General features: G+C 72.4%; 8 protein-coding genes. 1 reads left to right on the top strand and 7 read right to left on the bottom strand.

Going from position 1 to position 15285, the window contains the following annotated elements:
* Positions 1-40: 40 nt before the first annotated feature.
* The 7 genes from ACFY9V_RS01290 to ACFY9V_RS01260 all read right to left on the bottom strand — a co-directional run bounded on the left by ACFY9V_RS01290 (position 41) and on the right by ACFY9V_RS01260 (position 11851).
* On the bottom strand, positions 41-2056 hold the full coding sequence (locus tag ACFY9V_RS01290) for a protease pro-enzyme activation domain-containing protein (RefSeq protein ID WP_391158576.1): 2016 nt from the start codon (positions 2054-2056) through the stop codon (positions 41-43).
* 726 nt (positions 2057-2782) lie between these two features.
* Positions 2783-4825, bottom strand: coding sequence for a beta-galactosidase (locus tag ACFY9V_RS01285; protein ID WP_391158574.1), 2043 nt, complete (start codon positions 4823-4825; stop codon positions 2783-2785).
* Entirely contained in the window at positions 4822-6855 is a 2034-nt protein-coding gene (locus ACFY9V_RS01280; protein WP_391158571.1) for a TIM-barrel domain-containing protein, read from the bottom strand. Before ACFY9V_RS01280 ends, ACFY9V_RS01285 begins: the two co-directional genes overlap by 4 nt.
* A 153-nt stretch (positions 6856-7008) precedes the next feature.
* The gene (locus ACFY9V_RS01275; protein ID WP_355339763.1) at positions 7009-8040 is read right to left on the bottom strand and encodes a LacI family DNA-binding transcriptional regulator; all 1032 of its coding nucleotides are present in this window, start codon (positions 8038-8040) and stop codon (positions 7009-7011) included.
* Positions 8041-8168: 128 nt separating this feature from the next.
* Positions 8169-9134, bottom strand: coding sequence for a carbohydrate ABC transporter permease (locus tag ACFY9V_RS01270; RefSeq protein WP_355339766.1), 966 nt, complete (start codon positions 9132-9134; stop codon positions 8169-8171).
* Complete coding sequence (locus tag ACFY9V_RS01265; RefSeq protein WP_355339769.1) at positions 9131-10168, bottom strand: ABC transporter permease subunit; 1038 nt, start codon at positions 10166-10168, stop codon at positions 9131-9133. The genes ACFY9V_RS01270 and ACFY9V_RS01265 overlap by 4 nt, the downstream gene beginning before the upstream one ends.
* Positions 10169-10171: 3 nt before the next feature.
* A complete protein-coding gene (locus tag ACFY9V_RS01260) occupies positions 10172-11851 on the bottom strand; it encodes an ABC transporter substrate-binding protein (RefSeq protein ID WP_391158568.1) in 1680 nt (559 codons plus the stop codon).
* A gap of 387 nt (positions 11852-12238) precedes the next feature.
* Here ACFY9V_RS01260 and ACFY9V_RS01255 point away from each other — a divergent pair, with 387 nt between their 5' ends.
* Entirely contained in the window at positions 12239-15202 is a 2964-nt protein-coding gene (locus ACFY9V_RS01255) for a glycoside hydrolase family 3 C-terminal domain-containing protein (RefSeq protein WP_391158566.1), read from the top strand.
* The last annotated feature ends 83 nt before the right edge of the window (positions 15203-15285 follow it).

The following is a 15285-nucleotide window of genomic DNA, read 5'->3' as shown; positions in this document are numbered from 1 at the left end:
CCGGCGGAGGGTCGCTCCGCCGGGCCCTTCGGGAGATCGGTCAGCGGCGGCCGAAGGAGCGGAGGTAGGACAGGGTCGGGGAGCCGACACCGGTCGCGTTGTCGAAGCCGCGGACCGCGTTGAGCGAGGTGTCCTCGCCGAAGGCGGCGAGGCGCACGGCGAGGGTGCCGTTGACCAGGCCGAAGTCGGCGACGTTGCTCAGCGGGGCCTTGTGGTGGTGGGCGGCGTTCTGGTCCACGACGTCCTTGAACAGCCCGGCGCGGGCGTAGATCGCCGGGTTGGCGAAGCCGATGGCGTGGTGCCTGGCCTGGATGGCGTCGGCCTGGACCGCGGCGAATTCCGGCGCCGAGACGCTGGTGCCGCCGTAGCCGCCCTCGCTGTACGGGGCGCCGTCGGAGATGCCGACGAGGACCGAGGTGTACAGGTCACCGTTCATCGAGACGTCCGGCGTGACGCGCTGGGCCGTACGGCTCTTCGCGCCGGTCATCAGCGTGTGCGACAGCGAGCCGGGCACGACGCCGCGCTGGTACGCGGGCTGTGCGAAGTCCTCGCTGGTGCCGCCGCCACCGCCGAAGTAGAACGGGGCCGGGGGAGCGGGGGTCCAGCTCTTGCCGTCGGCCGACAGGTTGGAGCGCAGCGTGCCCATGTCGGTCTCGAAGCCGTACGCGCCGCTCTTGTCCTTCAGACCGAGCGCGGTGCCGCCGACCGAGGTCACCCACGGGTCGGAGTCGGGCCAGTTGGCCTGCGCGCGCGAGGTGTCGGGCTGGCAGTTGACGCCGGTCGCGGCGGCCAGCGGGCTGCTGTCGCCGCAGTCGCCCGCGGAGAAGCCGATGGTGATGCCCTCGACGGCGGCCTGCTTGAAGACCTGCTCGTAGGCGGCGATCAGCGACGAGGTGACGTCGGCGTCGTCCGTGGTGTGCATGATCTCGCCCCACGAGTTGGAGACGACATCGGCCAGGTGGTTGTCGACGATGGTGCTGATGGCGCCCAGCAGGTCGTTGTCGTCGCAGGAGTTGGCGCCCACGTAGACGACCTTGGCGTCGGGCGCGAGGCCGTGCGCCATCTCGACGTCCAGCGCCTCTTCCGGCGCCCAGCCCTCGGGGCCGCCGCACAGGTCCTGGTTGGTCCACTGCGACGGGTCGACGACCTCGCTGTACTGGCCGGACCTGAACGCCTTGTCACCGTGCGCGGTCGCGTACTGGTTGGCGTCCGCCAGCATGGTGGAGCTGCCGTACGCGTCCACGATCGCGATCGTCGCGCCCTTGCCGGTCAGTCCCGAGGCGGTGATGCCGTACGCCTTGCGGAGCTGCGAGGGGTAGAACGAGCACTGGTCGAACGGCACGTCGGACGTGGTGTATCCGGCCGGCGCGCCCTTGGCGATCTTCTGGCCCCAGTAGTCGGAGCAGGTCGCGGTGGTCGGCAGTCCGGCGTCGGGCTTGCCGCTCCTGGCCGGGGTCGCGGCGGAGCGGGCCGCGGTGTCGTCGACGCGGTGCGAGTTCGGCTTGGCGACGTTGGCGCCGGGCGTGGTGAAGCCCGTCACGCCGAGGATCGCGGAGGAGACGGACGCGGGGACCACGACGTCACGGGCCGGGGCGTGCCGCAGCGTGCCCGAGACGCGGTACTGGTGGATGCCGGTGCCGAACGCCTTGGTGACCGCCGCGTTGGTGCCCTTGACGGTGATCGCGTGGTCGGAGGTGCTCACGACCTTCAGGCCGGAGTCGGCCGCCCACTTCCGGACCGCGGAGACCTGCGCCTTGGTGGCGCCGAAGCGCGCCTTGTACGCGGCCGGGCTCAGGAACTCGCCGTAGCTCGCGTTGCTCGGGTCGGACACGGCCGTCGCGTACTTCGTCAGGCCCGCGGCGTCATGGCCCGCCAGGTACACGGTGCCGGTGATCTCGGTGTTCGCCGCGACCGAGCCCTGGTCGGCGGAGGCGGTGGCCCAGTCCGGGTGGCTCTGCGCGATGGTCTTGGCCGCGGGCGCGGGGCCGCTGGCCTGCGAGGGCATGGCGAGGATCAGGGACCCGGACACCATGGCCAGCGAGGCCGCCGCGACCACCGCTGCGCGGGCCCGTGCGACACGGGGTTTTTGTATGTCGTTGATGACGACTCCAACGTGAGGTCAGGAACAGGACAAGGACGAGACCTGGATCGTGGTGCGATAGCTGCGTGTTGCACGCTTTTGACGGGCGACGGCTGTAGTGTGCACGCCACTTCCGGACGCTGGGAATGCCGAACAGCCGTCCTTAGCTGGACCTTTAACCACCGGGCGGGGATTTCGGCGGGCTTAGGTCATATGCCGGGTCTCGGGCCGCATAAGGGCTGGCGCGATCACGTCGGACGGCCGGGGTATACGCGCGTCCGGCCCGCGGCCCCGCGGGTCCCGGTGCGGCGCGGGTGCGTTCCGCCGTCCCTGTCATCTGTCAGGAGCGGGCCCGCCGGGCCGTGCCTACGGTGGTGGGCGTCCGGCCGGACCCGTCCGCACGGGGGAGCCCCCGCGCCCGAACTCGGCCGTCTCGCCGGGGCCGAGCCGCAGCAGCCTCGGGCGCCGCCCGGCCGGTTCCTCTCCCCACCGTGCCTCGGATTCCTCGGGCAACTGCACAATCACCGTGTCCACGCCCGACCCCCTTCCCACCCCAAGCGTCACACCTGTTGCGCAGGAGGGGACGCCCTTCGGGAAGAGCCGGTTGCGTGACCACCCCAGGATGACCGAGAAGCGTTCACTCGTTCGGGTGATGCCGGGGTCACGTTCCGTGCCCGTCCCCGAGCCGGCGGGGCGGTCCCCTCAGCCCTCCTCGCGGACGACCACGGCGCTCGCGGGCGGCAGGACGGCGCCCTCGGAAGGAAGGGCGCGGGATCTCAGGAGATCGTGGCCCCGCACGGGGACGCGGACCTCGGCCGGGGAGTGGTTGAGGAGGAAGAGGTACGCGCGGCCGTCGTCGCTGTGGCGGCGGACCGCCTCGACGCCCGCCGGAAGACCGGGGAGTTCGGGCTCCGCGCCGCAGGCCCGTATCAAGCCGCCGATCAGCGCGGTGTACGAGGCGGGGGACAGCCGGGTGGAGGCGTACCAGGCGGTGCCCCGGCCGTGGGCGTGCCGGGTGACGGCGGCCCGGCCGGTCAACGGCCCTTCCGCGTAACCGATTTCGGCCGTCGCGCCCTCCAGCAGCAGCGCCTCGGTCCAGGTGGTGCCGGCGCCGCCGTCGGTCAGGGGGACGGCGGCGCCGGACGGCAGGGGGCGGAACTCCTCGGCGCGCAGGCCGAGCAGTGGCCGCAACGGGCCCGGCGCCCCGCCGGGCCACGCGCGGTAGTGGGGGTCGACGGCGCCGCTGAAGCACTCGACCAGCAGGGTGCCGCCGCCCTCGACGTAGGCGGTGAGCGCGGCGGCGGACTCCTCGGAGACCAGGTGCAGGCTGGGGGCGAGAACGAGCCGGTACGCGGACAGGTCGGCGGACGGGTGCGCGAAGTCGGTGGTGATCCCGGCGTCCCACAGGGCGCGGTGGGCGCGCTTGAGTGCGGGCAGGTACGGGAGTTCCGGCGTGGGCAGGACGGGGGTGTCCAGCGCCCACCACACGTCCGGGTCGTGCAGGACGGCCGCCCGCGCCCGTACGGTCGAGCCGGTCACCTCGGCCAGCGCGGCCACGGCGCGGCCGGTTTCGACGGTCTCGCGGAAGATCCGGGTGTCCGGCCCCGCGTGCGGGACCATCGCGGAGTGCCAGATCTCGGCCCCGGCCGGTGACTGCCGCCACTGGAAGAACAGCACGCCCTCCGAGCCGCGCGCGATGTGGCTCAGCGAGTGCCGCAGGATGTCGCCCGGCTCCTTGGGCAGGACGAGGTCGCCCGCGTAGACGGTGCTGGTGGCCTGCTCGATCAGCAGCCACGGCCTGCCGCCGCCGAAGGAGCGCGCCCGGTCCGCGCCGAAGGCGGTGTCGGCGGCGGCGTCCAGGCCCGGCGCGTCCGGGTAGTGGTCCACGCCCACCAGGTCGACCTCGCGGCCGAACGCCCACAGGTCGAGCACCTGGTAGCCGGGCAGCATCACGTTGGTGGTGACCGGCACCCGGCTGTGCGCCCGGATCGCGTCGCGCTGCTCGCGGTAGGCGGTCAGCGCGAGGTCCGACCAGAAGCGCCGGAAGTCCAGCACCTGGCCGGGGTTGGGCCGCCACTGCGTGGCGCGCGGCGGCTGGATCTGCTCCCACGCGCCGTAGCGCTGGCTCCAAAAGGCGGTGCCCCAGGCCCGGTTGACGGCCTCCAGGGTGCCGTACCGCTCGCGCAGCCAGCGCCGGAAGGCGTCGGCGGCGTGCTCGCAGTGGCAGACGGTCGCGTACTCGTTGTGCACGTGCCACAGCGCGACCGCCGGGTGCTCGCCGTACCGGGCCGCCAGCGCGTCGGCGACGGCGCGGGCGGCCTGCCGGTAGGCGGGCGCGGCCAGGCAGTACGTGTCGCGGCTGCCGTGGGTCAGCCGGGTGCCGTCGGGGGTGACGGGCAGCGCGTCGGGGTGCGCGAGGCCGAACCACGGCGGCGGCTGCGCGGTGGGCGTGGCCAGGTCCACGGCCACGCCCGCGGCGTGCAGCCGCTCCAGCCGGGCGTCCAGCGGCGCGAAGTCGTAGCGCCCCGGCTCCGGTTCGAGCTCCGACCAGCCGAAGACGTTCAGCGTCACCAGATTCACCCCGGCCCGCCGCATCAGCTCCTCGTCCTCGCGCCGTACGGCCGGGTCGTCGGCGAACTGCTCGGGGTTGTAGTCGCCGCCGAAGGCGGGGCCGCCGAGCCGGGCGGTCAGCCAACCGGCCGGATCGGCGCGGGAGTCGGGGACGGCGTCCTGGGAAGGGCTCACCTCGGCTCCGCGATCGGCAGCCGCGCGCCGTCCCGCAGGAACAGCGGAATGCGGTCGAGCGGCGCCGCGGCCGTCACCGTACGGCCGCCGTCGTGCTCCTCGCCCGTCCACGCGTCCGTCCACCGCGCGCCCGCCGGGAGGTAGACCTCCCGCGTGACCGCGCCCGCCTCGGTGACCGGCGCCACCAGCAGGTCGGGCCCGAGCAGGAAGGCGTCGCGGATGCCCCACGCGTCCTGGTCGTCGGGGAACTCCAGCAGCAGCGGCCGCATCGGCGGCACCCCGCTGCGGGCCGTCACCCGCATCTGCTCGGCGATGTACGGCCGCAGCCGCTCGCGCAGCCGCAGATACGACGCCAGGACCGCGTACGCCCGCCCGCCGTAGGACCAGACCTCGTTGGGCAGGCCGGTCATGCCCGGCTCCAGGACCTGTTCCGGGCCGCGGAAGCCGTGCAGGCGGAACAGCGGGCAGAAGGCGCCGTACTGGAACCAGCGGACCAGCACCTCGCGGTAGGCGGGGTCGTCGGGGTCGCCGCCGTGGAAGCCGCCGATGTCGGTGGTCCACCAGGGGATGCCGGAGAGCATCACATTGAGCCCGGCGGTGATCTGGGCGCGCAGCGACGCGAAGTCGGTGCCGATGTCGCCCGACCACAGGGCGGCGCCGTAGCGCTGGGCGCCCGCCCACGAGGAGCGGTTGAGGGTCAGCACCTCGCTGTGCCCGGCCGCGCGCAGCCCGTCGTGCACCATGCGCGCGTGCTCGCGCGGGTAGAGGTTGGCGACTTCGAGCCCGGGCCCCGCGTGGAAGCGCAGATTGGCGGGGTAGTTGGGCTTCAGCTCCGGTTCGTCGGCGTCCAGCCAGAACACCGAGACGCCGTGCGCCAGGTAGTTGGCGGCCAGCTTCTCCCACACGTACGCGCGGGCCTCGGGGTGCGTGGCGTCGTAGAAGGCGACCTGCGCCGCGTACGCGCCGAGGCCCTTGTCCGGCCAGTCGGCGTGCGCGAGCGGGCCGTACTCGGTGCCGATCAGCAGCCCGCGGTCCCACATCGGCGCGTGGTTCTCGCTGGCCGGGCTGACCGACGGCCACACCGAGACCATCAACTTCACCCCCATGGAGTCGAGTTCGCGGACCATCGCGGCCGGGTCCGGCCACTCCGCCGGGTCGAAGCGCCAGTCGCCCAGGTGCGTCCAGTGGAAGAAGTCGCAGACGATGACGGACAGCGGCAGCTCGCGGCGGCGGTACTCGCGGGCGACCTCCAGCAGCTCCTCCTGTGTGCGGTAGCGCAGCTTGCACTGCCAGAAACCCGTGGCCCAGTCCGGGAGTTCGGGACTGTGGCCGGTGGCGTCGGCGTACCGGCGCAGGATCGCGCCGGGGTCGCCCGCGGTGAACCAGTAGTCGATCTGCCGGGCGCTGTCGGCGACCCAGCGGGTGCCGGTGACGCCCAGCTCGACCCGGCCGACCGCCGGGGAGTTCCACAGCAGGCCGTAGCCGCGGCTGGAGATCAGCAGCGGCACGGTCACCTCGCCGTTGCGCTGCACGAGGTCGAGGACCGCGCCCTTCTGGTCGAAGAGTCCGTGTCCGTGCTGGCCCAGGCCGTAGCAGCGCTCGTCCGCGTACGCGCGGAAGCGCTGCTCCAGGCGGTGGTAGCCGTTGCCGGTGGCCGTGTAGAGGCGCGGGCCCGGCCACCAGAAGTGCGGCGGCTCCTCGGCCAGCAGCTCTTCGCCGTCGTCGGTGCGCTCAAAGGTCAACCGGCCCGCCGCGGCGGGCAGTTCCGGGGTCAGCCGGCCCTCGGCGCAGGCGTCGATCCGTACGGTCAGCGCGCCGTTGACGAGGGTCGCCGAGTCGCCGTGCACGGTGATCGCGGTGGTGGCGCCGGGCGGCGGCGCGTCCAGCGCGCCGGGCAGATCCTCGACGATCTCCCCGGCGGGCGCGGACCGCACCCGGACCGCGTCCGGGCCCCACGCCTCGACCCGCAACGTCTCACCCCTGGCCCGCCATTCGAGGGCGTGCTCGCGGATGCGGAAGTGCTCTGCCATGCGGTGGCTCTCCTGACGTGTCTGTGCGAGGGCGGAAACGGGCGTGCGGGGGTAGGGAAGCGGCGTCACCGGGGGGAAGCGGGGGGTCGGGAAGCGGCGCTATTGGGGGAAGCGGGGGGTAGGGAAAGCGGCGCTACCGGGGGGAAGCGGGGCTCAGTCGCGGTGCGGGGCCGGGCCCGTGCTCTCGCGTGTGGTCAACAGAGGTGTGAGCAGGGCGACTTCGTCGGCGTCCGCGCCCTCGATCCGCCGCATGACCAGCTCCACCGCACGCCGTCCCAGATCCTGCGCGGGCCCGGTGACGGCGGTCAGCCGCGGCGAGTACTGGTCGGCCAGCGGCTCGGGGCACAGCGCCACCACCGAGGCGTCCTCGGGCACGATCCGCCCGGCCGCCCGCAGCAGGCTCAGCAGCGGCCCGATCGCGCCCTCGTTCTGCACGACGAAGCCGGTGGTCTCCGGCCGGTCGGCGAGGACGCGGGTGAAGGCGCCCGCCGTGCTCTCGTACGTCCCGTCGCACGGCCGGTGCACGATCCGCAGCCCGCGCTCGGCCGACCTCGTACGGAAGCCGGTCAGCGTCCGCTCCGCGTAACCCGCGTGCCGCCGGTAGACCGCCGGGCTGTAGCCGATGAAGGCCACGTCGCGGTGGCCGAGGTCGGCCAGGTGGTCGGCGCACAGCGCGCCCGCCGCCGCGAAGTCGTGGTCCACGCACGACAGTCCGGTGGCGTCGGCGGGCAGTCCGATCAGCGCGGCGTGCGTGTTCTGCGCCCGCAGGACGGGGATGCGGTCGTCGTCCAGCTCGACGTCCATCAGGATCACGCCGTCGGCCAGGCCGCTGGCCGCGACCCGCCGCACCCCGTCCGGGCCCTCGTCGTTGGTGATCAGCAGCACGTCGTAGCCGAAGCCGCGCGCGGCCATGGTCACCGCGATGGCGATCTCCATCATGATCGGCACGTAGACGTCGGTGTGCAGCGGCACCATCAGCGCGATGATGTGCGACCGCTTGCCCGCCAGCGCCCGCGCGCCCGCGTTGGGGTGGTAGCCCAACTCCCTGATGGCCGCCTCGACCCGGCGCCTGGTCGCCTCGGAGATCGAGCGCTTGCCGCTGATGACATAGCTGACCGTGCTCGACGACACCCCGGCGTGCTTGGCCACTTCGGCGATGGTCACGGCGGAGGTGCTTCCCATCATGCTGTGCTGCTCCTGTCGTGGTGGCGGCCCCGCGGTCCCCTGCGTACGTTCACCCGTGCCCCGACCGCTCATTCCGTGCCCGCTCATCCCGTGCCCGCTCATCCCGTGACCGTCCGTGCCCTGACCGCTCATCCCTTGACCGCTCCGGTCAGCACGCCGGTCTTGAAGTGCTTCTGCATGAAGGGGTAGACCATCAGGATCGGTACGAGGGTGAGCACCACGACGGCCATCTGGAGCGACAGCGGCGCGGTCTGCGCGTGCGCGGTGCCGAAGCCGCTGTTGACCGAACCCGGCATGTTCATCCCGTAGTTGACGTACTCCAGCAGCACGTACTGCAACGGCCACTTGGGGCTGTCCGTGGGCATGTAGAGCATGACATTGAAGAAGGAGTTCCAGTATCCGACCGCGTAGAAGAGCGTGACGACGGCGGTCACGGCCCGCGAGGTGGGCAGCACGACCGACCACAGGATGCGCCAGTCGTTCGCGCCGTCCATCCGCGCCGCGTCGATGAGCTCCGCGGAGGTGCCGGAGTAGAAGGCGCGCAGCACGAGGATGTTGAACACGGAGATCGCGCTGGGCAGGATCAGCGCCCAGTACTGGCCGTAGCCGCCGAGGCCGGTGACGACGAGGTACGTCGGGATCAGGCCGCCGCTGACGAACATGGTGACGATCAGCACCATCAGGATCGCCCGGTGGCCGAGCGACCCGGAGCGCGACAGGCCGTATGCGCACAGCACGGAGACCACCATCGAGATCGCGGTGCCGACGCCCGTGACGCCGAGGCTGACCAGCAGGGCGCGGGTGACCGCGCCGTTCTCCAGCATCAGCCGGTAGGCGTTGAGCGTCACCCCGTCCGGCCAGATCACCAGGCCGCCCGCGCGGCCGATCGCGCCCGGCGTGGAGAGGCTGGTCAGCGCCACGATCCACAGCGGCACCAGGACGGCCGCCACGACCAGGGCCAAGGTGGCGCCCTTGAAGGTCTGCCCGGCGACGCCCGGCGCCTCCTCCCACGACGGGCGCTGCGGGCCCTTGCGCGCGCGGGGGTTCCGCGTACGGCCGGCGCGGTCGCCGCCCACAGTCAGTGTGTCGGTCATCTGCGGTACAACCCGTCCTCGCCGAAGGAGTGCGCCAGCCGGTTCGCGCCCCAGATCAGCAGCAGCGAGATGACGCTCTTGAACAGACCGGCGGCGGCGCCGTAGCTGTAGTTGTTGGTGGCGATGCCGTAATAGAAGGAGAAGGTGTCCAGGACGTCGGCCGCGTCGTGGCCGACCGCGCCGCGCTGGATCAGGAACTGCTCGAAGCCGACGGTCAGCGCGTTGCCGAGCCGCAGCACGAGCATCAGCACGATCACCCCGCGCATGCCGGGCAGCGTGATGTGCCACATCCGGCGCCACCGGCCCGCGCCGTCGACGGCCGCGGCCTCGTACTGGTTCTGGTCGATGGCCGCGAGCGCCGCGAGGAAGACGATGATGCCCCAGCCCGCCTCCTTCCACACCGCCTGCGAGGTGATGAGCAGCGCGAAGGTGTGCGGGTCGGTCATCACGTCCCAGGTGCCGATCGAGTGCCGGCGCAGGAACTGGTTGAGCACGCCCGCGCCGCCGAGCATCTGCTGGAAGACGGTGATCGTCAGCACCCAGGAGAAGAAGTGCGGCAGATAGACGATGGACTGCACGAAATTCCGCAGCCGTTCGCTGATCACGGTGTTGAGCATCAGGGCGAGCGCGATCGGCACCGGGAAGAAGAGGACGATCTGGACGGAGCTGAGGAAGAGCGTGTTGCGCAACGCGCCCCAGAACAGCGGGTCGTGGAAGAGCTGCCGGAACTGCTCCAGGCCCGCGAAGTCGCTGTTGCGGACGCCGACCAGCGGGTCGTAGTACTCGAAGGCGGTGACCAGGCCGAACAGCGGCGCGTAGTTGAAGACCAGCAGCAGCGCGACGGCCGGAAGGGTCATCAGCAGCAGCGACTTGTCGCGGCGCAGCCGCACGCGCCAGGTCAGGCCGCCGTGCGCCGTGCTCTTGGCCTCGCGTGAGCCCTTCTTGCCGTCGCGTGCGCCCTTGCCGGTGTCCCCGTCCGCGGCGCCCGGCTTCCCCGGTGTCCCGTCCGCCTTCCCGGTGATGATCGCGGCCACCGCCTACTGCCCCGAGCCGTACTTGTCGAGCACGTTCGTCTGCATCCACGTCGTCAACCGCGTGCCGCCGCTGCTCTTCCACGAGGAGATCGCGGCCTGCACGTCGGAGACCTTCTTCTTGCCGTGGTAGCAGTCCTTGATGGTGTCCTCGACGGCCTGGCCCGCGTCGGCGGTCGCGAAGCGCTGCGGCACGGTGATGTTCATATTCCAGAACACCGGCTTGTACGCGGTCGCCGCCGCTGCCGCCTGCCAGGCCGCGTAGTCCTTGGTCACCTGCGGGGCGCCCGGGTTGCTGATCACCGCGGAGCAGGTGGCCAGGAACGGGTACGTCTGCTGCTGGACGTCCTTCTTGCCCTCGTCGGTGAAGGTGGGCGTGCCGTTGTCCATCGTGTAGTGGACGCCCTCGGCGCCGTAGTTGACCATCGTGTACTCGGCGGAACCGTAGGGCGCGGCCAGGTAGTTGGCGACCGCCAGCAGCTCCTTGATCCGGTCCTTCGACAGCTTGATGTTCAGATAGCTCATCAGGCTGGTGGAGTTGCCGAGGAAGATGCCGGGCTTCGACGTGCCGTCGGCGGCGAAGACCTTGAACGCGCCGCGCCGGTACTTCGGATCGGCCGCCGTGCCCGCCTGCGCGTCGGCGAGGTTCCACGCGCCGGTGCCGTCACCGGTGACGACGACCTTGCCCGCGTAGAACCGGTTCTTGCCGTCGTTGGTGTTGCCCGCGAGCGCGTCCGGGTGCATGTAGCCGGACTTGGCGAGCTTGTAGTGCCAGTCCAGCGCCTCCAGCAGCTCCTGGCCCTCGTACTTGTGGACCAGCTTGCCGTCCTTGACCGTCCACTTGTTGGGCACGCCCCAGAACGGGGAGAGATACGTCCACAGGTCGTCGAAGGCCCACACGCCGCCCTTGGCATTCGTCAACTCCTTGCCGAGCGCGAGGAGATCGGCGGCCGAGGAGATCTCGTCCGGGTTGATGCCCTTGGCCTGGAGGATGTCGGCCCGGTGGTAGGTGGTGCCCGCGACGACGAAGCCGCTGGAGAAGGACGGGATGCCGTAGAGCTTGTCCTCCCACACCCCGGCCTGCCAGGCGCCGGTCGGGATCGCGGCGAGGTTCGGGTAGTCCTTGACCGCGTCGCCCGCCAGGTACGGCGTGAGGTCGGCCAGTTGGGTGCCGGCCAGCTTGCCGACGTTGAAGTTGGCGTTCCACCAGGTGGGGAGCTGGATCCAGTCCGGCAGCTTCTTGGCCGCGGTCATGGTGGGGATGGCGGTGTCGTAGTGGTTGCCGTCGGCGGGCTTCATCGTCAGCGTCACGCCGAGGGCCTTGCTCATGGCCTGGTAGAAGGAGTTGCCCGGCTCCGGGATGGTGCCCCACAGCGGGGTGACGGCGGTGTAGCTGCCGCCCTTGCCCGGCACGCCGTCGACCGTCTTCACCGGGCTCGCCGGGTAGGTCAGGAAGCCGGGGTCGGTGGCGGTGCCCGCGGCGCCCGGCACCGCCGGGATGTCCGCCGTGACCGAGCGGCTCGCGGTGAACTGCGGCAGCGCCGCCTTCAGTCCGCTCTTGCTGCTGGTGCCACCCTTGCTGCTCGACCCGCTTCCGCAGGCGGTCAGCAGCGGGGACAGCGCCGCGGCTCCGGCTGTCGCCGCCGCCGCGCTCACAAAGGTTCTGCGGTTCAACTGGCTGGTCATGGTGGGTCCTTCGCCGTGTGGGGTGGTCCGATCCGGGGGGACGCCGAGGGTGCGTGCCGTGGGAGCCGTTTTGCCGTGCCGGTGCCGCGTGGAGGGGGCGAGGCGCCGGGGAGAGTGTCGAAGAGGACTGTCGAAGCGCTTCGATGTGTCGGCGACAGTAACCACGTGTTTCGGTTCCGACAAGAGTTCTGACGCGACTGTCCGGCGGGCGGATTCCGGCCCCGTACGGTCCTGCGGACATCATCCCTGCCCTGGTCAGGGCGTTCGATGAATTCGACAGCGGTGCGCCGGACGGAGGTTGTGTGCGACCCGTTGACACCCTCGTCGGCGGCGTGTCAGCTTCGGCGAAGCGCTTCACCACGTCACCGGCCCAAGGGGTTTGCCTCAGTGAGTACGACGCCCGTGCACGACCGGCCGCCCTTCCGCGACGCGGAACTGCCGCTGCGCGAACGGGTCGAGGACCTGCTCGGCAGGCTCACCCCCGACGAACGCGTGGCGCTGCTGCACCAGTACGCCCCGGCCGTGCCCCGGCTGGGCATCGCCGCCTTCCGCACCGGCACCGAGGCGCTGCACGGCGTCGCGTGGCTCGGCACCGCCACCACCTTTCCGCAGGCCGTGGGCCTGGGCGCCACCTGGGACGAGGAGCTGACGCACGCGGTCGCGACGGCCGTCTCCGTCGAGCAGCGCGCCTTCCACCACCACAGGGCCGCGCCCATCGGCGCCGGGCCGATCAGCCTCCAGGCGTGGGCGCCGGTGGTGAATCTGCTCCGCGACCCGCGCTGGGGGCGCAACGAGGAGGGCTACGCGGAGGACCCGCTGCTCACCGCGCGCCTGGGCGACGCCTACTGCCGCGGCATGGCGGGCGACGACCCCGAGCACCTGCGCACGGCCCCGATCCTCAAGCACTTCCTCGCCTACAACAACGAGGACGACCGCTGCGTCACCTCCTCGGGGCTGCGCCCGCGCGTGCTGCACGAGTACGACCTCGCCGCCTTCCGCCCGGCCGTCGCCTCGGGCGCCGCGACCGGCGCGATGCTCGCGTACAACCTGGTCAACGGCCGTCCCTGCCACGTCAGTCCGCTGATCGAGTCGGAGCTGCGGCGCTGGGCCGCGCCCACCGGGCACGAGCTGTTCGTGGTCAGCGACGCCGAGGCGCCGAGCAATCTGGTCGACCCCGAGCACTACTTCACCGACCACGCCGAGTCGCACGCGGCGGCGCTGCGCGCCGGGGTCGACAGCTTCACCGACCACGGCGAGGACTCCGCCGTCACCGTCGGCCGCCTCCAGGAGGCGCTGCGGCGCGGGCTGATCGACGAGGACGACGTGACGCGCGCGGTACGGCGGCAGCTCGCGATCCGCTTCCGGCTCGGCGAGTTCGACCCGGAGCGCGACCCGTACGCGGCCATCGGCTGGGACGCCGTCGACTCGCCCGCGCACCGCGAACTCGCCCTGCGCGCGGCCACGGAGGCGGTGGTGCTGCTGAAGAACGACGGGACGCTGCCGCTGGAGCCGGTCGCGGGGGCATCGCACAAGGTCGCGGTGATCGGGCCGCTCGCGGACACCCTCTTCGAGGACTGGTACAGCGGCACGATGCCGTACCGGATCACGGCCGCCGACGGGCTGACGGCCGCGCTGGCCGCGCGCGGCGACGAGGTGACCGCCGTGGTCGAGGGCGTCGACCGGATCGCCCTGCACGCCACCTCGTCGGACGGCGCGCTGTCGGTGCCCGCCGGCGACCCGGCGGGACCGCTGCTGCTCGCGGCCCCGGCGGCCGAGGTCCCGGCCGACGACTTCTGCTTCGACGTCTTCGACTGGGGCGGCGGTGTGCTGACCCTGCGCAGCGCCCGCACCGGCCGCTATCTGACCGCGCGCGACGGGGGTGTTCCCAGCGGCGGTGACGAAAACGCTTGCGGGCAAAGGGTGTTGACGGCGGATCAGACGCTGCCCAACGGCTGGGACGTCCAGGAGACCTTCCGCCTTGAGGAGCGGGCGGACGGTACGGAGCTGCTGCGGCATGTGCACAGCGGCCGGTACGCGGCCGTGGACGGGGCGACCGGGCGCGTGACGGTGAGCGCCGACACCCCCGCGGAGGGCGAGAGTTGGCGCCGTACGGTCGTACGCGACGGGATCGCGCAGGCGCGGGCCGCTGCCGCGGCGGCCGACACCGCCGTCGTCGTCCTCGGCAACGACCCGCTGATCAACGGCCGTGAGACGCAGGACCGCCCCGACACCGCCCTGCCGCCCGCGCAGGACGCGCTGCTGCGGGCGGTCGCCGCCGCGCAGCCGCGCACCGTACTGGCCGTGACCAGCAGTTATCCGTACGCGCTCGACTGGGCGCAGGAGCGGGTGCCCGCGGTGCTGTGGACCGCGCACGGCGGGCAGGAGAGCGGCCGGGCGCTGGCGGCGGTGCTGCTCGGCGCGAGCGAGCCGACCGGGCGGCTGCCGCAGACCTGGTACCGCGGCGGCGACCCGCTCCCGCCGCCGCTGGACTACGACATCATCACGGCGGGCTGGACGTACCAGTACCACCGGGCGCCCGCGCTCTACGGGTTCGGGCACGGCCTGTCGTACACCACGTTCGGCTACGAGGACCTGCGGCTGTCGGCGGCGCGGATCGCGCCGGGCGAGCCGGTGACGGCGACGGTGACCGTCGTCAACACCGGGGAGCGCGCGGGCACCGAGACCGTGCAGCTCTACACCCGTGCGGTGGACGCCCGTTACGACGCGCCGCTGCTGCGGCTCGCCGCCTTCCGCAAGGTGCGGCTCGCGCCGGGCGAGCGGCGCGAGGTGAGCGTCGAGGTGCCCGCCGACGCGCTCGCGCACTGGGACGTCGGGACCGGCGCCTTCACCGTGGACCCGGGCGCGTACGACGTCCTCGTGGCGCGCGGGGTCCAGGACGTCGCCGCGACCGCCCGGCTGGAGGTCACCGGCCCGACTCCCGCTCCCCGTAGGGCGGTTGGAGTGCGCGTGGCGGCCGTGGACTTCGACGCCTGTACGGGGCTGCGGCTGCTGGACGCGGGCCCCGTCTCCGGTGACGCGGTCGGCCCCGCGGCGCCGGGGGAACCGGCCACCGCGGTCTTCCGGGACGTCGGCCTGACCGGGGCGCGTACGGTCGCGGTCGAGGTCAGCCGTCCGGCGGCCGAGGGCGGGTCCTGCGCCGTACCGTCCCGGATCGAGCTGCGCTGCGACGGCGCGCCGCTGGCCGCCTTCACCCCGCCGCCGACCGCCGACCGGCACACCTGGACGGAGCTGACCGCGCCGCTGTCCGCCCCGCCCGGCCCCGGCCCGCACACGCTGACCTGGACACTGACCGGAGACGCGCTGCTGGCCGGGTTCACCTTCGCGGAATGAGCCACGGCGCGCATTGAACGGCCGCGCTTCTTAATTCGTTCGCTTTCTTCTATTGGACGACTGCCCGCCCCACGGGTGAAGCT

The organism is Streptomyces sp. NPDC008317 (assembly GCF_042955955.1).
Taxonomy (GTDB): Bacteria; Actinomycetota; Actinomycetes; order Streptomycetales; family Streptomycetaceae; genus Actinacidiphila.
The sequence above is the reverse complement of the archived record's forward strand: the minus strand, read 5'-3'. Positions and strand labels throughout refer to the sequence as shown.